Source organism: Arthrobacter sp. LjRoot78, assembly GCF_964254335.1.
Lineage (GTDB): Bacteria > Actinomycetota > Actinomycetes > Actinomycetales > Micrococcaceae > Arthrobacter.
This window is the reverse complement of the sequence record NZ_CAXUTG020000001.1, coordinates 3,913,757-3,931,779: the sequence shown is the minus strand read 5'-3', so window position 1 is coordinate 3,931,779 and position 18,023 is coordinate 3,913,757. Positions and strand designations below refer to the sequence as shown.

At 64.9% G+C, this 18,023-nt stretch carries 16 protein-coding genes; 5 read left to right on the top strand and 11 right to left on the bottom strand.

Annotation, left to right across the window (positions count from 1 at the left end):
- Window positions 1-197 precede the first annotated feature (197 nt).
- On the top strand, window positions 198-896 hold the full coding sequence (locus tag ACSQ1X_RS18255; protein WP_436058710.1) for a DUF2306 domain-containing protein: 699 nt from the start codon (window positions 198-200) through the stop codon (window positions 894-896).
- Here the strand turns inward: ACSQ1X_RS18255 and ACSQ1X_RS18250 are convergent.
- From ACSQ1X_RS18250 to ACSQ1X_RS18210, 9 genes are all read right to left on the bottom strand, one after another.
- Complete coding sequence (locus ACSQ1X_RS18250) at window positions 865-2,601, bottom strand: thiamine pyrophosphate-dependent enzyme (protein ID WP_436058709.1); 1,737 nt, start codon at window positions 2,599-2,601, stop codon at window positions 865-867. The two genes, ACSQ1X_RS18255 and ACSQ1X_RS18250, sit on opposite strands and share 32 nt — an antisense overlap.
- A gap of 242 nt (window positions 2,602-2,843) precedes the next feature.
- Window positions 2,844-4,358, bottom strand: coding sequence for an amino acid permease (locus ACSQ1X_RS18245; protein WP_436058708.1), 1,515 nt, complete (start codon window positions 4,356-4,358; stop codon window positions 2,844-2,846).
- 65 nt (window positions 4,359-4,423) lie between these two features.
- On the bottom strand, window positions 4,424-5,365 hold the full coding sequence (locus ACSQ1X_RS18240; protein ID WP_436058707.1) for a glutaminase: 942 nt from the start codon (window positions 5,363-5,365) through the stop codon (window positions 4,424-4,426).
- Window positions 5,362-6,963, bottom strand: coding sequence for a PucR family transcriptional regulator (locus ACSQ1X_RS18235; protein ID WP_436058706.1), 1,602 nt, complete (start codon window positions 6,961-6,963; stop codon window positions 5,362-5,364). Before ACSQ1X_RS18235 ends, ACSQ1X_RS18240 begins: the two co-directional genes overlap by 4 nt.
- 631 nt (window positions 6,964-7,594) lie before the next feature.
- Entirely contained in the window at window positions 7,595-8,896 is a 1,302-nt protein-coding gene (locus ACSQ1X_RS18230; protein WP_436058705.1) for a dicarboxylate/amino acid:cation symporter, read from the bottom strand.
- A gap of 100 nt (window positions 8,897-8,996) precedes the next feature.
- Entirely contained in the window at window positions 8,997-10,412 is a 1,416-nt protein-coding gene (locus ACSQ1X_RS18225; RefSeq protein ID WP_436058704.1) for an aspartate ammonia-lyase, read from the bottom strand.
- A gap of 194 nt (window positions 10,413-10,606) precedes the next feature.
- Window positions 10,607-11,335, bottom strand: coding sequence for a FadR/GntR family transcriptional regulator (locus ACSQ1X_RS18220; RefSeq protein WP_055807533.1), 729 nt, complete (start codon window positions 11,333-11,335; stop codon window positions 10,607-10,609).
- A gap of 93 nt (window positions 11,336-11,428) precedes the next feature.
- Window positions 11,429-11,680, bottom strand: coding sequence for a DUF2630 family protein (locus ACSQ1X_RS18215; protein ID WP_436058703.1), 252 nt, complete (start codon window positions 11,678-11,680; stop codon window positions 11,429-11,431).
- Between the two features lie 151 nt (window positions 11,681-11,831).
- Window positions 11,832-12,626: a carbon-nitrogen hydrolase family protein gene (locus ACSQ1X_RS18210; protein ID WP_436058702.1), complete on the bottom strand. Its 795-nt coding sequence runs from the start codon at window positions 12,624-12,626 to the stop codon at window positions 11,832-11,834.
- 32 nt (window positions 12,627-12,658) lie between these two features.
- Between ACSQ1X_RS18210 and ACSQ1X_RS18205 the strand changes: the two genes are divergently transcribed.
- The gene (locus tag ACSQ1X_RS18205; RefSeq protein WP_436058701.1) at window positions 12,659-13,315 is read left to right on the top strand and encodes a GntR family transcriptional regulator; all 657 of its coding nucleotides are present in this window, start codon (window positions 12,659-12,661) and stop codon (window positions 13,313-13,315) included.
- 14 nt (window positions 13,316-13,329) lie between these two features.
- Here the strand turns inward: ACSQ1X_RS18205 and ACSQ1X_RS18200 are convergent, their stop codons facing one another.
- Entirely contained in the window at window positions 13,330-14,721 is a 1,392-nt protein-coding gene (locus ACSQ1X_RS18200; RefSeq protein WP_436058700.1) for an MFS transporter, read from the bottom strand.
- Between the two features lie 148 nt (window positions 14,722-14,869).
- Between ACSQ1X_RS18200 and ACSQ1X_RS18195 the strand changes: the two genes are divergently transcribed.
- A complete protein-coding gene (locus ACSQ1X_RS18195; RefSeq protein WP_436058699.1) occupies window positions 14,870-15,556 on the top strand; it encodes a DUF2848 domain-containing protein in 687 nt (228 codons plus the stop codon).
- Window positions 15,557-15,818: 262 nt separating this feature from the next.
- The gene (locus tag ACSQ1X_RS18190; RefSeq protein WP_436058698.1) at window positions 15,819-16,430 is read left to right on the top strand and encodes an NADPH-dependent FMN reductase; all 612 of its coding nucleotides are present in this window, start codon (window positions 15,819-15,821) and stop codon (window positions 16,428-16,430) included.
- 57 nt (window positions 16,431-16,487) lie between these two features.
- Here the strand turns inward: ACSQ1X_RS18190 and ACSQ1X_RS18185 are convergent, their stop codons facing one another.
- Complete coding sequence (locus ACSQ1X_RS18185) at window positions 16,488-16,811, bottom strand: antibiotic biosynthesis monooxygenase family protein (protein ID WP_055807516.1); 324 nt, start codon at window positions 16,809-16,811, stop codon at window positions 16,488-16,490.
- Between the two features lie 123 nt (window positions 16,812-16,934).
- Between ACSQ1X_RS18185 and ACSQ1X_RS18180 the strand changes: the two genes are divergently transcribed.
- A complete protein-coding gene (locus ACSQ1X_RS18180) occupies window positions 16,935-17,984 on the top strand; it encodes a LacI family DNA-binding transcriptional regulator (protein WP_436058697.1) in 1,050 nt (349 codons plus the stop codon).
- The last annotated feature ends 39 nt before the right edge of the window (window positions 17,985-18,023 follow it).

Here is an 18,023-nt window from a genome sequence, read left to right as displayed (position 1 = left end):
GCATTCTCAACCGTCCTTTCCATGATGCACGGAGGGGCGGTGACGTCTCAAGCGGATAGCCGTTCATTGCGCGTGAGACTCATCACAGCCGTTGTCGCGACGCCGCGGGAGTCCGGACCTATTGACAAGTGTACGGTGTACACCTATGGTCATTCGCAAGAGGTGTACACCGTATACCGGCCAGCGAAGGACCCGCCATGCGCACCGAAACCACCAGCCCTCCTGCCGCCTCCGTCCGGCGTCACCGGCCCCAGTGGCCCGTGCCTGCGGGCCTACTCCTGCTCAGCCTGATTCCGGTGATTTTCGGGGCCCTCCGGCTGACCGAGCTGGCGTCCGGTGCAGCGGTCACGCCGCAGAACGCGCGGTTCTTCGCCTCGCCCGTCCCGGTGGTGACGCACATTGTCGGCGTGACGGTTTACTCCGTGCTCGGGGCGTTCCAGTTTGTCCCCTCACTTCGGGGACGGCGCGGCTGGCACCGCATCGCAGGACGCATTCTCATCCCGGCAGGCCTGCTCACAGCGCTCTCCGGGCTGTGGATGTCCGTTTTCTATCCACTCCCGGACGGCTACACCGACGTCCCGCTCCGGCTGTTCTTCGGCTCGGCCATGCTGGTGAGCATCGTCCTGGGCGTCGACGCGATCAGGCGCCGGGACTTCATGCGGCACGGCGCCTGGATGACGCGGGCCTACGCGATCGCCGTGGGCGCGGGAACCCAGGCGCTGGTGAGCATTCCCTGGCTGCTCCTGATTGGCCCCACCGATGTACCCACCCGGGCGGTGCTCCTGGGGGCGGGCTGGGTGATCAACGTGGCAGTTGCCGAGTACGTCATCCGGCGCCGCGCCGGGAAGGCGCCCCACCGGCCAGTCAGTACGCCTTCACCCGCTGTTCCACGATGAGGTGAATGAGCGCAAACGTTCCCTGCCGGTCGATGGCCTGGAACGCGGCGTCGAGGGCGGCCGGCACGTCCCCGTCACAGGTGACTGTGATGCCGAACCCGCCAAACGCCCTGGCCATGAGGCCGAAGTCGGGGTTCTTCAGCTGAGTCCCCGACACCCGGGACGGGTAGTGCCGTTCCTGGTGGGTGCGGATGGTGCCGTACTCCTGGTTGTCCATCACCACGATCAGCGGCGTGGCCCCGTACTGGGCAGCAGTGGCCAGCTCCTGACCGTTCATGAGGAGCTCCCCGTCGCCGGCGATGGTTACCACCCGGCGCTGCGGACTGGCCAGCGAGGCGGCGATGGCCGACGGGATGGAGTAGCCCATGGAGCCGTTCCTGGCGCTGAGCATGGAGGCGTAACGGCGCGTGGGGAAGTACCGGTGCGCCCAGTTGGTGTGCTCGCCCGCTCCGAACGTCACGATGGCATCCTCAGGCAGCCGCGGGACGAGGTTGGCCATCAGGGTGTCCATCCTGGCGGGCCCTGCAACCGGCGCGGCCGGCGGCAGGGCGGCAAAGGACGTCTGTTCGGCGCGCATCCTGGTCGTCCAGGCTTTCCACTCGTCTTTCGCTGGCAGGTCGATGCCCAGCAGGTCGCGGACGAAGGCATCCGGTTTGGCCACGATCTGCCGTGAGACGGGGCCTGAGCGGCCGCGCAGCGAGGGGTCGATGGTCACCAGGAAGTTCTGCTTGTTCCAGTCCTGCCGGCAGACAAATCCGTCGGTAATCACGTCCCCGGGAACCGTCCCGACGAAGACGAGCAGGTCGGTTTCCTCCAGGAGGTCGTACGTGGGGCGGGGGCGTCCGTAGCCGATCGGGCCCACGTAGGACGGCGAATCAAAGGACACGGTGCCCTGGGTGCGCCATTCCGCGGCGGCCGGGATGTGGTGCTTTTCGAGCCAGCCGGTGAGCTGGCCGGCCGCTTCCTGGGTCCAGTCATTGCCGCCGGTGACAAACAGCGGCTTCTTGGAAAGTGCAAGGGCATCGGCGAGTGCTTCGGCGTCCGTGGTGCTCATGCCGCCCGCCGCAACGGGGATGCTCGGGTGCAGCGCCGGATCAACGTGCTGCCGGATGATGTCTTCCGGCAGGCCCACCACAACGGGTCCCGGCCGCCCGCTCATGGCCGCGAACATGGCTTCCGCAACGATCTCGGACGCCCGCTCGGCATGGTCAAGCACCATAACCCGCTTGGCTCCCGTGTCGAACCAGGCTTTGATGTCGAATTCCTGGAACGCCTCGCGGTCCCGGTGCGCAAACGGGATGAGCCCGACGAAAAGCAGCATGGGGGTGGAGTCCTGCCACGCGGTGTGCAGGCCGACGTGGGCGTTGGCCGCGCCGGGTCCGCGGGTGACCATGGCCACCCCCGGGCGCTGGTTCATCTTGCCGTCGGCTTCGGCCATGTACGCGGCGCCGCCTTCATGCCGGCAGACCACGGTGTCGATCTTGGAGCCGTGCAGTCCGTCCAGCACGTCCAGGAAGCTTTCGCCGGGAACAACGTAGGTGCGCTCAACTCCGTGGGCCACGAGGGAGTCAACGATAACGTGCCCGGCGGATTTCAGCATTCCGGGGGCAGCCGCGGCCGGCTGTGCTGCGATCTGATTGATGGTGTCGCTGTCGAACGATTGAGTGTCGGTTGCGGTCATGGTGGATGCGGACTCCGTTGTCATTACTACTTGTCTTCTTGGGTTGGGTGTTGGTTTACGTCTGTTGGGTGGAGGCGCCGGTGGCACCTAGTCGGTTTCCGGTCCGGTACAGAAGAAGCAGCCGTCCTCGCAGCTGTCCGTCGTCTGGTTTTCCGTGGGCGCCCCGTGGGGTTGGGGGTTCAGCAGGTTTTGTCGGTTCATGGCGGGCTTTCGTCGGTTGGTGGTGGGGTCTGCGGCTGCGGAGCCGGGGGCGGTCGCGGGACCAGCTACCGGATGGGAGTCGGGTTGGCCACCACGGGCGCGGCGCCGGTGTAGCCGTCGCGTGCCTCGGCGATTTCGTGGATCCGTTGGCGGCAGGCGTACCAGCCGGCGACCATAAGGGCGCAGGCGATGAGGGTGACAAGGAGGGTGAGCGGGGAGTCGATGAAGACCATCACCAGGACGCCAGCGAGGAACAGGAGTGAGAGGTAACCGGTGTAGGGAGCGCCGAACATCCGGAAGGAGGGGCGATTCAGCCATCCCTTGTCTGCCCAGCGTTTGAGCTGCATCTGGCAGAGGACGATGGTGGCCCAGGTGACGACGATGCCAACGGACGCGACATTGAGGACGATCTCAAAGGCCTGGGAGGGGACGAGGTAGTTCAGCGGGACGCCGAGGAGTGAGACGCCGGCGGTGATGGCGATGCCGCCGTAAGGTACGCCGGCTTTGTTCATGCGCTGGGCAAACTTGGGGGCGGAGCCGGCCACGGACATGGAGCGGAGGATGCGGCCGGTGGAGTAGAGGCCCGCGTTGAGGGAGGACAGGGCAGCGGTGAGGACCACGAGGTTCATGATGACGTCCACACCCTGGATGCCGATGGATCCGAAGAAGGTCACGAAGGGGCTGACGCCCTTTTCGTAGGAGGTGTAGGGCAGCAGCAGGGCAAGGAGGATGACGGAGCCGACATAGAACACGGCGATGCGGAAGACCACGGAGTTGATGGCCTTCGGCATGATCTTTTCGGGGCTTTCGGTTTCGCCGGCGGCTGTGCCGACCAGCTCGATCGAGGCGTAGGCGAACAGCACGCCCTGCATGAGGATGATCATGGGCAGGATCCCGTTGGGGAAGATTCCGCCGTTGTCGGTGATGAGGCTGAAGCCGACTGCCTGGCCGTCCGCAGGGGTGCCGAAGATGACGAAGTAGGTGCCGATGAGCAGGAACGCGACGAGGGCGACGACCTTGATGATGGCGAACCAGAATTCCATCTCGCCAAAGACCTTGACCGAGACGAGGTTCAGGCACAGCACGACGACGAGGGCGATCAGGGCCCAGGCCCATTGCGGTACGGCTCCCATCCACGGGATGTAGTGGCCGAAGAAGTTCATGTAGAGCGCTGCGGCGGTGATGTCCACGATGGTGGTGGTTGCCCAGTTGATCCAGTAGAACCAGCCCGAAATAAAGGCTGCCTTCTCGCCGAAGAATTCACGGGCGTAGGAGACAAAGGAGCCCGACGACGGGCGGTGCAGCACCAGTTCGCCCAGTGCGCGGAGGATCAGGAAGGCGAAGAAGCCGCAGACGGCGTAGGCGATGACCAGGGACGGGCCTGCGGCATTCAGCCGGCCGCCGGCACCGAGGAACAGACCGGTACCGATCGCGCCGCCGATTGCGATCATCTGGATCTGCCGCGGCTTCAGGCTCTTGTGGTAGCCCTTGTCCTCCGCATGGAGGAGTCTCTCAGAGGCATGCGCGTGGCCGCTGTCAGCCTCGTACTGGCCAACCTCGTCATTGGGGTTGTTGGACATGGGTGATCCTTTCGACCGGTTGAAGATCTAACTGAGGGGTGGAATGAAAAAGTACGGGGACCGGATCAGAAAACAGACCATCCGGTGCGGTCGGACAGGTCAGCGAGGGCCGCCGAGCCCGCCAGGGAATTTCCCTTGGAGTCCAGCCGCGGGCTCCAGACGCAGATCGCGCATTCGCCAGGGACGATGACCAGGATTCCGCCGCCGACACCGCTTTTACCGGGAAGGCCTACGCGGTAGGCGAACTCACCGGCCGCGTCGTACATGCCGCAGGTGAGCATGATGGATCCGATGCGTTTGGCCTCGCTCCGGGAGACGACGGGGCCGTTTGCTCCGTGCCCGCCGCGGGCAAGGAACAGGCCGGCCTTCGCCATCTCGACGCAGCTCATCATGATGGAGCACTGCCTGACGTAGTTCTCCACCACGGCCTCGGCGGACCGGTGCAGGTTGCCGAAGTTCTTCAGGAAGTGGGCGAGCGCCAGGTTGCGGCTGCTGTTGGCCAGTTCGTTCCCCGCGGCGATTTCATCGATGAACGGCCCCTGCCCACTGTGCTGCCCCGCCTGGACGCGGAGGAACTGCAGGACATGACCTGCAGCGTCAGGGAACCTTTCCATCAGGTGGTCGGTCACCACGAGGGCGCCGGAATTGATGAACGGGTTCCGAGGGATCCCGTGCTCCACTTCAAGCTGCACCAGGGAGTTGAACGAGGTTCCCGACGGTTCGCGGAGCACCCGGGACCACAGCCTGCCGGGGTCGTCGGCGCTGAGGGCCATGGCCAGGGTGAAAACCTTCGAGATGCTCTGGATCGAGAAGGGCAGGTCGGCGTCGCCGGCGCTGAACACGTCCCCGGACGTTGTGGCCACCGCGATTCCGAAGCGGTCGAACGGCGGCGATGACAGGTGGGGGATGCCGGCGGGCACCGAGCCGGCTTCACTCCGGGGCCGGTGGCTGCGGACAATGTCAGCCAGGACCAGGCCAAGAGGCGGTGAATCGAGTGCTGTCATCATTTCGTGCCCAGGTGCTCCTTATTGTGCGTGGCGGCCCACTCCTGGAGGTGGAGCAGGGCGACCAATGAATCTCGGGGATTGCTGAAGTTGAGGCCGGTGACCCGGCTGATCTTGCTGATCCTGTAGTAGACGGTGTTCTTGTGCATCCTCATCCGCTGGGCGCATTCGGCCACGTCCAGCGATGCCTCGAAATACGCCCGGAGGGTTTCGGCCAGTTCGCCATCGTTGCGGAGGAGGGCCCAGAGGCTGCGATGGCGGAAGTCGGATGCCGTGAAGTTCTCCACCGCCTCGTGGAAGAGGATGTCCACCTCGAAGTCGCCCACCGCGGCCACTGACGCGGTCCCTGACCGCCGCATGCAGCCGAGCAGGGCCTCCGTTTTGGCGGTCACCGAATGAATCGACAAAAGGTCAGGGGCGATCGGCCCCACTGCCGCGAACGGACCGATGCCCAGGTGCTTCCCCGCGTCCCGGACGATGGCCTCGGCGAGGCTCCGCAGCCCGGCTTCGGCGTTGGCGGACTGGAGTCCCGGTACGATCACGGCGGTGTCGCCGTTGAACTGCCCCACGATGGCAGATGCTTTGTAGGCCGCCGCATGGATGGACGCAAGGTTGGCGAGTTCCCCGTGTTTGAGGGCTGCATCGTCTTCCTGCGCCTCAGTGGCGGACATTCCCAGCAGGATCAGTGCCGAGGGGCGGTCCGCCGGGATCTTCTCGCTATGTGCACTCGCTGCGGCTTCCGCGGGGCCGGAAAGGATCCGCGCGATCCGGTCCTCCCGCATGTGCACCGATTGCTGGTTGCGGTAGCGGATCAGCTCGGCTGACACCCGGGCGGCCGATCCGGTGAGGACATAGTCGACGTCGGCACCGAACCCGTCCCCGGTTTCCTGCAGCCAGATGTAGCCCATGATGCGCTCGCCGGCGAACAGGGCGACGGCAACGCGCTCCCTCAGCCCGTCCTGTGGCCGGGCCGGAACCCTGACAGGCAGGCGGGTCCGGTGCAGTTCGCGGTAGGCGCCGAGGTCCTTGAGGAGGAGTTCGTATTTTCGCGGACCACGGCGGGCAAGGATCGATGCCTTGCGGAGCTCGTCGATGTCATTGGTCACTGTGGAGTAGGCCAGGACTTTGTTGGCGGCGTCCTCGATGACCACGTGGCTGGACGTCAGGCGTGCGGTGGTCTGCGCGATGGCGAACAGGTCTTCTTCCAGCAGCGTCAGTACTTCGCTCTGGTAGGTGCGCGGCATGATCCGGTCTTTGGCGATGGACAGGAGCCGGTCCCAGTCAGCGGCCGGGTCCACCAGGAGCAAGCCCGTTCCCGCTGCCCGGAGCAGCTCTTCAGCTTCCTCGAGTTCGCCCGGACTGCCCTTAACGGCAAGCACCAGGGGAGGATTTTTAAGCAGACGCCGCAGCGCCGGCAGTGCGGAGCGTCCCCGAACGCCGATCAGCAGGACAAACGCGGCGCTGCCGTCGGATGTTTCGTCGTCGGCGTCAACAATCAGAAAGCGTTCGATCGGCGAATCTGCGCGGGACGGCCGGAGGATGAGACTGGCGAAACCCAGGGGGAGATCCGACAGGATGTCGTCCACTGTAGCTACGGCCATGGGCTTCCTTCTGCATCGATACCCGCCCGGACGGCTCTGTCCGGTCCCCCAATGCTATCCAGAGCATTTCCGGGAGAATATGGGTGCCGGACTAAATCCGGTGCTGCGTTTTAGGTCCCTGAACCAAGGCGCGGCGGGCCGGGGGCGCGGGCATGGGACTCCGGCCTTTTAAGGCACCCGATTAAGGCACAACGGACGACGGCGGGTGGTCCCGCCGTCGTCCGGTTGCTTAGTAGCCAGCGACGTCAGGTGAGGAATCCGACTCTGTTTTTTCTGGCTTTCGAGGCGTTCCAGGGGCTAGGGCGTAGAAGGGCGTGAACCGGCCCCTTTGTCCAGGGGCAATATTGGAACGGACGATCGAAGCGCTCTCAAGCGCGGCCAGATGGTGCCTGACTGAGTCCCGGCACGAGGCGATGCCGTTGCTGATGTCGGCTACCTTGCTTGCACCATTGCTTGCCAGATAGTCGATGATTTGTGTCCTGATCGGTGTTCTTCGCGTGCTTCCCGCCCGCTTAGTGGTTTGCACGTCCGTCGGACTCTGGAGCTCAAAGGCAGCGGTCATGGGCTATGGCCTTTCATTCGGTGTGGAGTGGATTCGCAAATGGAATGTGGGTGGCCGGGCGAGGACCGGTCAGTGCATCGAAACGCGCTCAGGTTCCCTGCTGTATTCACTGTCTTGCGCCCCGTGGGACGCGTCGGGACGAGGGGCTTCGAGAGGGGAAGCAGACCTGTCGTGCTTTTGGCCGATGACCGCGGTGGCGATGGCATTTCCCAGGATGTTGGTGGCGGTGCGTCCCATGTCCAGGAGCTGGTCGATCACCAGCAGGACGCCAATGCCGGCGGCGGGGATGCCGAAACCAGGGACCACGGCGGCCACCACGACGAGCGAACCGCGGGGCACCCCGGCCATGCCTTTGCTGCTGAGCAGGAGCATTGCCGTCATGGCGATCTGCTGGCCGAGGTCCATGTCGATGCCGTAGGCGTTGATCAGGAAGACGGACGCAAAGGTCATGTACATCATGGAACCGTCCACGTTGAACGAGTAACCCAGGGGGAGCACGAAACCGGTGGTGCGCTTCGCGATGCCGAACTTGGTCAGGCCTTCAATGAGCTTGGGCAGCGCGGCCTCACTGCTGGAGGTGGCAAACGCGATCACCATGGGTTCGCGTACGATCCGGACCAGCCGGAAGGCCGCCCGTCCGAGGAAAGCGACGGCGACGGCGATCATGATCGCCCAGAGGGCGGAGAGGGAGACATAGAAGCCGCCGATGAACGAGGCATAGGTTGCGAAAGCGTCCACGCCCTTGGAGGTGAAGGCCGCCGCGATGCCGGCGAACACCCCGACCGGGGCCGCCTTCATTACGTACCCGGTGACTTTCAGCATGACGCCCATGAGTTCATCAATGGCATCCGCTATGGAGGAGCGGCCCTTCTTCCGGAGGTTCAGCAGGGCAATGCCGAAGAGAGCGCCGAAGACGAGGATCTGAAGGGGGTTGTTGGCGGTCAGCGCGGCGAAGACGCTTGTGGGGATGATGTGGGTAATGAACTCCTGGTAATCGAGGGGCTTCGTTTCCATCCCCGCATCACCTCCCGGCATCAGGTTGAGCCCGTCACCGACGTTGAGTATGTGGGCGGTGATGAAACCGAAGGCGCCCACCAGGACGGAGGCGGACAGGAACCAGACCATGGAGCGGCCAAAGAGCTTCCCCACCCCTGCCGATTTCGCCGCTCCTGCGATCCCGGAGACGAGCGTGGCAAAGATCAGCGGCGCAATGATCATTTTGATGAGGTTCAGGAACATGTGCGTCACGGTGTCGAGGACGCCCACAACGGCTCCGCGTGTGTCCGCCGGCAGCAGCCAGTGGAACAGCAGCCCGCTGAGGATTCCGAACACGAGCGCTGCCAGAATCCACATCGTTGATTTGTTTTTCATACTCAGTCCTTGCGTAGGGGCCGGGGATATTTGGGCACGGCGGTGTGCCCCTGCTCCCTTGATCGGGCGGGGTAGGTGGAGGGCTGTCGGGTGGTGGGGACTACTTGCTGAGGTTGGCCAGGCGTTGCGGGCTGAGGAGCTCTTCCAGTTGCTCGGCGGTGAGCAGTTGGTGTTCGAGGACGAGTTCGGCAACGCCCTTGCCGGTGGCGAGGGCTTCCTGGGCGATGGCGGTTGCGGTGGTGTAGCCGAGGTGGGGGTTCAGGGCTGTGACGAGGCCGATGGATTGTTCGACGGTGAGGCGGAGGTGTTCGGTGTTGGCGGTGATGCCCCGGACGCAGCGTGCCGTGAGGGTGCGGCAGGCGGCTTCGAGGTGGGAGATGCTCTTGTGGAGGCTGTGGACGATGATGGGTTCGAAGGCGTTGAGCTGGAGTTGCCCGGCTTCGGCGGCCATGGTGATGGTGACGTCGTTGCCGATGACTTCGTAGGCGACCTGGCTGACTACTTCCGGGATGACCGGGTTGATTTTGCCGGGCATGATGGAGGAGCCGGACTGCACGGCGGGCAGGTTGATTTCGCCCAGTCCGGCGCGGGGGCCGGAGGAGAGCAGGCGCAGGTCGTTGCAGATCTTGGAGAGTTTCACGGCCACGCGTTTGAGGACGCCGGAGAGGTGCACGAACGCGCCGACGTCCTGGGTGGCCTCGATGAGGTCCACGGCGGTGACCAGGGGCAGGCCGGTGATTTCGGCTAGGTGCCGGCAGGCTGCTTCGGCGTAGCCGGCCGGGGCGTTCAGGCCGGTGCCGATGGCGGTGGCGCCGAGGTTGATTTCGTGGATCAGCAGGTCCGCTTCGGCCAGGCGCAGCCGGTCCTCGCCGATGGTGACGGCGTAGGTGCCGAATTCCTGGCCGAGGGTCATGGGCACGGCGTCCTGGAGCTGGGTGCGTCCCATTTTCACCACGGTGCGGAACTCGGCGGCCTTGGCGGCGAACGCGTCTTCGAGTTCGGCCAGGGCGGCGAGGAGTTCGCGGGCGGCGAAGATGGTGCCCAGCTTCACGGCCGTGGGGTAGACGTCGTTGGTGGACTGGCTGAGGTTGACGTGGTCGTTCGGGTGCAGGCGGGCGTAGTCGCCCTTGGGGTGTCCGAGGATTTCCAGGGCCCGGTTGGCGATGACCTCGTTGGCGTTCATGTTCGAGGACGTCCCGGCGCCGCCCTGGATGACGTCCACCACGAACTGGTCGCTGAGTTTGCCGTTCATGACGTCGGTGCAGGCCGCCTCGATGGCGGCGGCGCGTCCGGGATCGAGCAGGCCCAGTTCGCGGTTGGTCCGGGCGGCGGCCAGCTTGACGGCGGCCAGGCCCCGGACCAGGTACATGTTGGAGGAGAGCGGCTGGCCGGTGATGGGGAAGTTCTCCACGGCCCGGAGCGTGTGGACACCCCAGTACGCGGCGGCGGGGACATCACGGTCACCCAGGAGGTCGTGTTCGGAACGGGTGTCCGGGGCGGTGGGGGAAGAGATCATTGGGGGTCCTCACAGGGCTTCGTTGACGGGTTTGGACAGAAAATTTTGGACGGTAGGAATCCGGGTCCGGGACAGGCCTGCGCGATGCCTCAGACTGCACGGTGGCATGGCTATGCCACAGCAGGGAGGTGGGGCGGGCACGCCGCAGTAGGGGGCAGGGCAGGGGGAGGTGGGTGCTGTGCGGGGTTTAGGAGCTAGCGCGTATGGCCGGCCCTGGAGTTCCCGCTTCCGGGGACGATGGTGCCCAGGGCGCATTCCACCCCGTGCAGATGCATTCTCATGGCCTGGGAAGCGTCCTCGGCTGATCCACTCTCGATGGCAGCGAAGATTCGGGCGTGCTCCTCCCCCGATTCCTTGCGCCGGTCAGCCACGAGGTTGAGTGTGTTCGATTGGTTGGCCATGGCGTCGCAGATGTCTGAGAGGAATGATTCGAACACGCCATTGCCGCTGCACCGGGCGATGGTCACGTGGAACTCGGTGTTCAAAAGCACCCACTGCTGGAGATCGTCCTCCTCGGACATTTCCCGCAGGATCTCCCGGAGTGCCTCCAGGTCTTCGCTGCTGCGGCGTTGCGCGGCAAGCCCAGCGGCAGGCACTTCCACATGGGGACGTGCCTCCACGAGGGCACTAGCCGAGTACTTGCCGAGTTTGAGGTCCTGGGCCACTTTGTCAGCAATAACGAAGGTGCCCTTGCCTGTGTGGGTGGCGGTCAGTCCCAATGCGGTGCATGAACGCAGCGCCTCCCGGACCATCGTGCGGCTCACACCGTACTGCTTTGCAAGCGATGCCTCCGAATCGAGGCGGGTGCCGACCGGGATCCTGCCGCCTTCGATAGCGCTGCGGAGGGATGCGAAAACCGCTTCGGCCGCGCCAACGCGTACAACTCGATCTTGTGCAGCTGTCCAGCTGTCCAACAGGTCCATATGGAAACTATGGCACCTGTCACACGGCCTGTCAAAGGTGTCCTGCATGTTGCGGGTGGCTGGGGGCATGCAGGACGGCCTGCTGCCGGTAAGTCAGCCGCGGTAGTCCTCCACCTGCCTTACCGGCCGCGGTGCCGCTTCGTCCGGGTTCTCGCCATACTGCAGCTTGGCGCGTCGCTGGCGAAGCAGGTCCCAGCACTGGTCCAGGTCCTCTTCAATGCGCTTGAGCCGCGTGCGGTCCGGGGCGTGCTCGGGCCCGGGCGCAGCAGATTCGGCTTTTTCGCGAAGCTCGCGTTCCTCCTCAACGAGCCCTTGGATGCGTTGCAGGATGTCCTGATCGTCCATGGTGTCCTTCTTCCTGGCGGGGTACCAGCCAGCGTAGTGTCGGCCGCCACGCCTGACCAGATCTTCGGGCTGGCCGGGGCCCCGGCAGCCGGAACGAACAGAAACGGCCGACGGCGGAAGGTTCCGTCGTCGGCCGTTCGAGTACCGGTGGCTAGAGGCTCCGGGCGTTGGCGAGGACCGGCAGTTTTGCGCGGACGTCGGTGATGGCGGCAGGGTCGATGTCCACCACGGCCAGCTCAGGCTCCTCGCCCAAGGTGACCAGGGGAGAGCCGAGCGGCGACACCACGGCACTGTGTCCGATCCCGGTGGGCGCTGCACCCGCAGCGGGCAGCCCGATGCTGGCGGGATTGCCCTGGCCGCAGGCCACCACGAAGGTTGTGCTGTCCACGGCGCGGGCCCGCACCAGCAGGTCCCACTGGTCCGTCTTGCCTTCGCCGGCACCCCACGAGGCGCAGACGACGTTGACCTGGGCGCCTGCCCGCGCGTTGGCTGTAAAGAGCGCGGGGAAGCGCACGTCGTAACAGGTCGCGAGGCCGATCACCGTGCCGTTGAGTTCGAATGTCACCGGTGAGGTGCCGGCATCCACCGACTCGGACTCCGCGAAACCAAACGCGTCGAAGAGGTGGATCTTGTCGTAGGACGTATCGGTCCCCGGTCCGGTGACGATCAGGGTGTTCCGCACCCGGCCGCCGTCGCCGGGCGTAAACATGCCCGCGATCACGGTGATATCCAGGTCCCTCGCAATGGCCCGGACACCATTGGCCCACGGTCCGTCCAGCGGTTCGGCGATGTCAGTCAGGCTGTTGCCGAAGGCGCGCATTGCCGCTTCGGGAAACACCACCAGCTCGGCTCCGGCGGCCTTGGCCCGGGTGGCGTATTCTCGAATCAACTCCAGGTTGGCGGCCGGGCAGGCTCCTGTGATGATTTGGGCCACTGCTAAACGCATGAAATTGCTCCAGTCTGTTGTATACATGATGTATGCGAAAAAGTTCGGGGACAGCGGCGTCCGGCCGCGAGAAGGCGTACGCGTACCTGCGTGAAAATATCCTGATCGATCCCGAAGTCCAGGGGAAGTTCCTGAATGAGCAGGAGCTTGCCGCCGAGATCGGGGTCTCGCGCACTCCGGTGCGGGAGGCGCTCCTGCTGCTCGTTTCGGACGGACTGGTGGAACTGATACCGCAGCGCGGAGCGTACGTTCCGCCGGTGACCGGCCGGGAAATGTCCGAATTGATGGAACTCCGCGGAGTCTTGGAAAGCCATGCCGCCCGCCTGGTCATCGAACAGAAGCGGGTGCCCGCCCGGACGATGCAGGACACCCTGGACCAGCAGGCCGGCCTTCCCGAAGACCTGAACCCGGAGGCTGCCCGGGAGTTCATCCGCTTGGACACCCTGTTCCACCAGCAGCTCATTGACGCCGCCGGAAACGAGCTCATCTCCCGGACGTATAGCAAGCTCCACGTCCGGCAGATCCTGGTGGGCGTCTCCGCCCTGTTTCGTACCGGAGGCCGGCGCGAGCAGGTGTGCGCCGAACACCAGGACATCCTCGATGCCCTGGTGTCCGGCGACTCGGCGAAGGCACAGAAGGCAATTGACCATCACCTGGCCGTGACCCGCGACATCCTGCTCCGCACCTGACTACCTCCGGACCGTCAGCGGGACTCCGCGTCGGCGGACTCCCGGCGCGCTGCGGCGGATCCTTCGAGCAGCAGGCGGTAGTCCTCGTCCTCCACGGTGTTCGAATCCCGGCCGAGCGCCAGGCCCACTGCCGTGACGGCGGCGGCCACTGCCACGTAGATCGCCACCGGGATCCACGTGCCGAACTGGGACAGCAGCAGCGTGAACATCAGCGGTGCGATGGCGCCGCCGATCACTCCGGCGAAGGTGTAGGCCAGGGAACTTCCGGTGGACCGCAGCCGCGGGGAGAACTGCTCCACGATGAAGGCTGCCTGCGGGCCGTACATGAACGAGTGCGCCATGAGGCCCAGCACAATGCCGATAATCAGCATCGGCTCGTTGTTCCCGCCCAGAATGCCGAAGAAGATGAACGTCCACACGGCGCCCAGCACTGCCGCCGTGCCGTAGACCAGGCGGCGGTTGAAGCGGTCGGACACGGCACCGGCCAGCGGGATCATGAACAGCTGGAACGCGGAGCCGATCAGGACTGCGGTGAGCACCTGGCTGCGTTCATACCCGAGGGCCTGGATGCCGTAGGTGAGGGTGAAAACGGTGAACAGGGCGTAGAGCACGTCGGGACCAACCCGGCACAGGGTGGCGGCGATGAGCGGCCGGAGTTCCTTGCTGAAGACCTCCCGGACCGGGGCGTTGGGCTGTTCGCCGTGGGCCTCGATCGCCTTGAAGATCGGAGTGTCTTCCAGCTTCAGCCGGATCCAGAGGCCGAATCCGACCAGCAGGGCCGAGACCAGGAAGGCGATGCGCCAGCCAAAGCTGATGAACTGTTCTTCAGTCAGGGTGAGTGTCAGGACTGCCAGCGCGCCGTTTGCCATGAGGTTGCCTGCGGGCGGACCCACCTGGGCGGCGGAGGCCCAAAAGCCGCGCCGGTGGGGATCCCCGTATTCGCTGGAGAGCAGAACGGCGCCGCCCCATTCGCCGCCCACGCCCACACCCTGGGCGAAGCGCAGCAGCACCAGGATGATCGGGGCGGTGATGCCTATGCTGCCGTATCCGGGGAGCACCCCGATCAGCACGGTGGCCACGCCGATGATCATCAGGGTGGTGACCAGGACCTTCTTGCGGCCGATCCGGTCGCCGAGCCGGCCGAAGATGATGCCGCCCACGGGACGGGAAACGTAGCCCACCGCGTAGGTGGAAAACGCCAGGATGGTGCCGGTCAGGGGGTCGGATGAGGGGAAGAAGACGATGGGGAATACGACGGCGGCCGCGGCCGAGTAGACGGCGAAGTCATACCACTCGAGTGCGGTGCCGGTGAGGCTTGCGGCAAAGGCCTTGTACAGGCCCTTCGGGTGCATCGGCTTGTCCGGGCGCGGCGCTGCGCCGGAAGCCGGGACTGGGACGTTGGCCATGGTGTTGTCCTCCACGAGATGTTTACGGTGACGCCTGTCACGCTGGCGTTAAATGTATACATTACGCATACTGGATGTACATTGGCGATCGTTTCCGGTTTCCGGTTTGTAAATTTCTCCAACAGGACACGCAAAGGATGGACAGAACATGACGGCTCTGAGCTTCGAACTTCCCGACGGCACCACAACGGAAGTCCAGGTCAAGCACCTCCTGAACGCCGGCTACGCAGGGCGGGAGCAGGAGGAAGTGCAGGCCCACATCGCCGAGCTGGCCGAGCTGGGGGTTCCCGGTCCCGCAACCACGCCGGCGCTGTACCCGGTGTCGCCCTACCTGGCCCAGCAGGTCTCTGAAGTCCGCGTACAGCACGGCCGGACCTCGGGAGAAGCAGAATGGGCGCTTGTGATCACCGGGGACGGCGTGCTGCTGACGGTGGCCTGCGACCACACGGACCGCGAGCTTGAAGTCCACGGTGTTGCGTGGAGCAAGAATGCCAGCCCCGATGTCCTTGGGCGCAAGGCCTGGCGGCTCGACGACGTGCGGGAGCACCTGGACCAGATCACGCTCAAGGGCTGGGTGGGGGAGGGCGATACGCCGGATACCCTTATCCAGGACAGCTCATTGGGAGCGTTGCTGAGCCCCGACTACTGGCTGGACGTCCTCAGCGAACGCGGCCTCAACGAACCCGGCACAGTCCTCATTTCGGGCACGGTGGCCATGACCCACGGGGTGGACCAGTTCGCCCGCAGCTGGAAGGTGGAGATGGCCGATCCGGTGACCGGCGCCTCCCTGGACGCCCAGTATGTGGTGGAGCAGATGGCCGAACCGATCGGCTGATCCGGCTCCCCGGAACGACAGAAGCGGACGACGGCGGGAAGTCCCGCCGTCGTCCGCTTCCGGCAGCTGTGACTACTAGCCGGTTCGGGCCTTCATGACCCCGAACAGCAGCAATGTTTGAATCCTATGTCCCCGGTCATCTCGTGCCTCTGGCCCCCGCACGTCTTCTGTGCTGGACTGGCTGACGGGCCGAGCCTGCGTCAGGGCATGGCCCACCAGTCGGCCAGCCGGCTCAGACCGGCCCAAAGAAGGGATCTGTCGCATGGCATCGTTCAAGATCGGCTACTTCGTCGGAAGCCTGGCCCGCGGCTCGATCAACCGCACGCTCGCCAATGCCCTCGTCAAACTTGCTCCCGGGGACCTCGAGTTCACCGAGATCCCCATCAAGGATCTCCCGCTCTACAGCTATGACTACGACGCCGATTTTCCACCCGCCGGACGTGCGCTGAAGGAAGCGATCGAGGGCTCCGACGGCATCCTGTTCGTGTCTCCCGAATACAACCGCTCCATCCCCGGCGCCCTCAAGAACGCCATCGACTGGGGATCCCGCCCCTGGGGCACCAACTCCTTCGCCCGCAAACCGACCGGCATCATCGGCGCCTCTCCGGGCAGTATCGGCACGGCCGTGATGCAGTCCTCCATGCGGGCCGTACTCAGCTTCCTGGACGCGCCGCAGCTCAACGCCCCCGAGGTCTACCTGAAGTTCGATCCCGCCGACTTTGCCGACGACGGAACGATCACCAACCAGGCCACCGCGGACTTCCTGCGCCATTACATGGAGGAATACGGCGCGTTCGTGGAACGCGTCCTCGCCGCCAACGCGCCCGGCCACATCGGCGACCCCAAACCGGACGAGGCCAAGCTCTCCCGGTGAGGGGCAAAACGAAAGCGGTCGACGGCGGTATGTCCCGCCGTCGACCGCTGGTCATTGCTACTTAATGGCCTGGTGCTGCGAGCTGACGATCGCCGCTACGTCGTAGTCGGCCCCGTGCATGTCCTCGCACAGCGCCACGCATGCGCCGATGCGGGTCCTGAACTCGGGGTCCTGCTTCCAGGCGTCCCGGGACGTTTCGTCACTCCACTCCGAATACGACAGGTACCGCCCGGGGGCACCCTTGTCGTGCAGGAGCTTGGCCACGACCATCGACGGGTAGTTCTCCCGCGACCACTGAAGGAACTCCGTCCACTTCTGCACGAACTGGCCGTCGTTCCCTTGCTTTACATGCCAGACCCCGGAGGCATAGTGCTCTGCCATCGGTCTCACACCCTTTCCTGACTGTCCCAACAAGACAATTTTAGGACCGGCGGACGCGTCAGGTACTGGACTATTCGTGTGAAAAAATGGAGAGTCAGGCTGTCACAGAGGAGCAACGGAAACGTGCCAAAAGAAAGCACCACGGAGGCGGGGACCGAGCCTGCGCCGAGCATGAATGATGTGGCTCGCGTTGCCGGCGTTTCGCTGGGGACAGTTTCCAACGCGCTGAACAAGCCGGAGATTGTGTCGGAAAAGACTCGGAAGCGGGTTCAGGCGGCGATTGACGAGCTAGGTTTTGTCCGTAACGACGCAGCCCGGTCCCTGGCGGCCGGGAAGAGCCGGACGATCGGCTTGGTGCTCACCGACGTCGGAAACTCACTCTTTGTTGATATTGCGCGAGGTGCAGAGAGCGCGGCGCACGAGCAGGGCCATTCACTGCTCCTGGCGAACAGCGACGTCGATTTTCAAAGGCAGGAAGGCTACATCGACATTTTCGATGAGGCCCGCGTTGCCGGCATCATTCTCGCGCCGCTTGATGCGGGGCTCGAAGGGGTCGACCGCGTGCGTCGCCACGGCCGGAACATCGTGCTGGTCAACTACGCCGGCGGCCGGACGGATTGCTGCAGTGTCCTCGTCGACGAAGAACATGGCGGCTATCTCGCTGCCCGGCACCTCATTGACCTGGGCCGCCGCAGGCTGGTGTTCGCGGGCGGTCCCGATGACCTGCACGCCGTGAACGACCGCCGCAAGGGCGCCATGCGCGCCGCGTCGGAGACCAGGGGAGCCGTCTCCCTCGAAGTGATCATCGGCCGCAGCCTTAACAGCCCGGAGGGCCGCCGCATTGCGGGGGACCTTGCCAGCCGGGGCCGGAGCAGGATGCCCGACGGCATCATCGCGCCGTCTGACCAGCTGGCAGCGGGCATCATTCATGAACTTACGGGAACGTACGGTCTGCGCGTTCCGCAGGACATCGCCGTGATCGGCTATGACAACAACCAGTTCGCCACCGAAGGCGCCATACCGATGTCCACCATCGGCCAGCCAGGGCATGAGATGGGCCGGGTTGCCACCAAGCTCCTCCTGGAGGAAGTAAACGAGCCCGGTCAGCACGTCCACCGCAACCTGATGCTGGAACCCACGTTGTTTGCCCGTGCCAGCACCCTGGGTCGTTAAAGCCTGAACAGCGCCTTAACGCGAACGGCGCCGGGGCGG

What these genes read in the sequence shown, in the direction of transcription:
- ACSQ1X_RS18185 (WP_055807516.1), bottom strand. Translation starts at nt 16,811, where the DNA reads ATGGCAGAGCACTATGCCTCCGGGGTCTGGCATGTAAAGCAAGGGAAC.
- ACSQ1X_RS18205 (WP_436058701.1), top strand. Translation starts at nt 12,659, where the DNA reads ATGCGAAAAAGTTCGGGGACAGCGGCGTCCGGCCGCGAGAAGGCGTAC.
- ACSQ1X_RS18210 (WP_436058702.1), bottom strand. Translation starts at nt 12,626, where the DNA reads ATGCGTTTAGCAGTGGCCCAAATCATCACAGGAGCCTGCCCGGCCGCC.
- ACSQ1X_RS18230 (WP_436058705.1), bottom strand. Translation starts at nt 8,896, where the DNA reads ATGAAAAACAAATCAACGATGTGGATTCTGGCAGCGCTCGTGTTCGGA.
- ACSQ1X_RS18220 (WP_055807533.1), bottom strand. Translation starts at nt 11,335, where the DNA reads ATGGACCTGTTGGACAGCTGGACAGCTGCACAAGATCGAGTTGTACGC.
- ACSQ1X_RS18215 (WP_436058703.1), bottom strand. Translation starts at nt 11,680, where the DNA reads ATGGACGATCAGGACATCCTGCAACGCATCCAAGGGCTCGTTGAGGAG.
- ACSQ1X_RS18240 (WP_436058707.1), bottom strand. Translation starts at nt 5,365, where the DNA reads ATGATGACAGCACTCGATTCACCGCCTCTTGGCCTGGTCCTGGCTGAC.
- ACSQ1X_RS18255 (WP_436058710.1), top strand. Translation starts at nt 198, where the DNA reads ATGCGCACCGAAACCACCAGCCCTCCTGCCGCCTCCGTCCGGCGTCAC.
- ACSQ1X_RS18245 (WP_436058708.1), bottom strand. Translation starts at nt 4,358, where the DNA reads ATGTCCAACAACCCCAATGACGAGGTTGGCCAGTACGAGGCTGACAGC.
- ACSQ1X_RS18195 (WP_436058699.1), top strand. Translation starts at nt 14,870, where the DNA reads ATGACGGCTCTGAGCTTCGAACTTCCCGACGGCACCACAACGGAAGTC.
- ACSQ1X_RS18200 (WP_436058700.1), bottom strand. Translation starts at nt 14,721, where the DNA reads ATGGCCAACGTCCCAGTCCCGGCTTCCGGCGCAGCGCCGCGCCCGGAC.
- ACSQ1X_RS18250 (WP_436058709.1), bottom strand. Translation starts at nt 2,601, where the DNA reads ATGACAACGGAGTCCGCATCCACCATGACCGCAACCGACACTCAATCG.
- ACSQ1X_RS18225 (WP_436058704.1), bottom strand. Translation starts at nt 10,412, where the DNA reads ATGATCTCTTCCCCCACCGCCCCGGACACCCGTTCCGAACACGACCTC.
- ACSQ1X_RS18235 (WP_436058706.1), bottom strand. Translation starts at nt 6,963, where the DNA reads ATGGCCGTAGCTACAGTGGACGACATCCTGTCGGATCTCCCCCTGGGT.
- ACSQ1X_RS18190 (WP_436058698.1), top strand. Translation starts at nt 15,819, where the DNA reads ATGGCATCGTTCAAGATCGGCTACTTCGTCGGAAGCCTGGCCCGCGGC.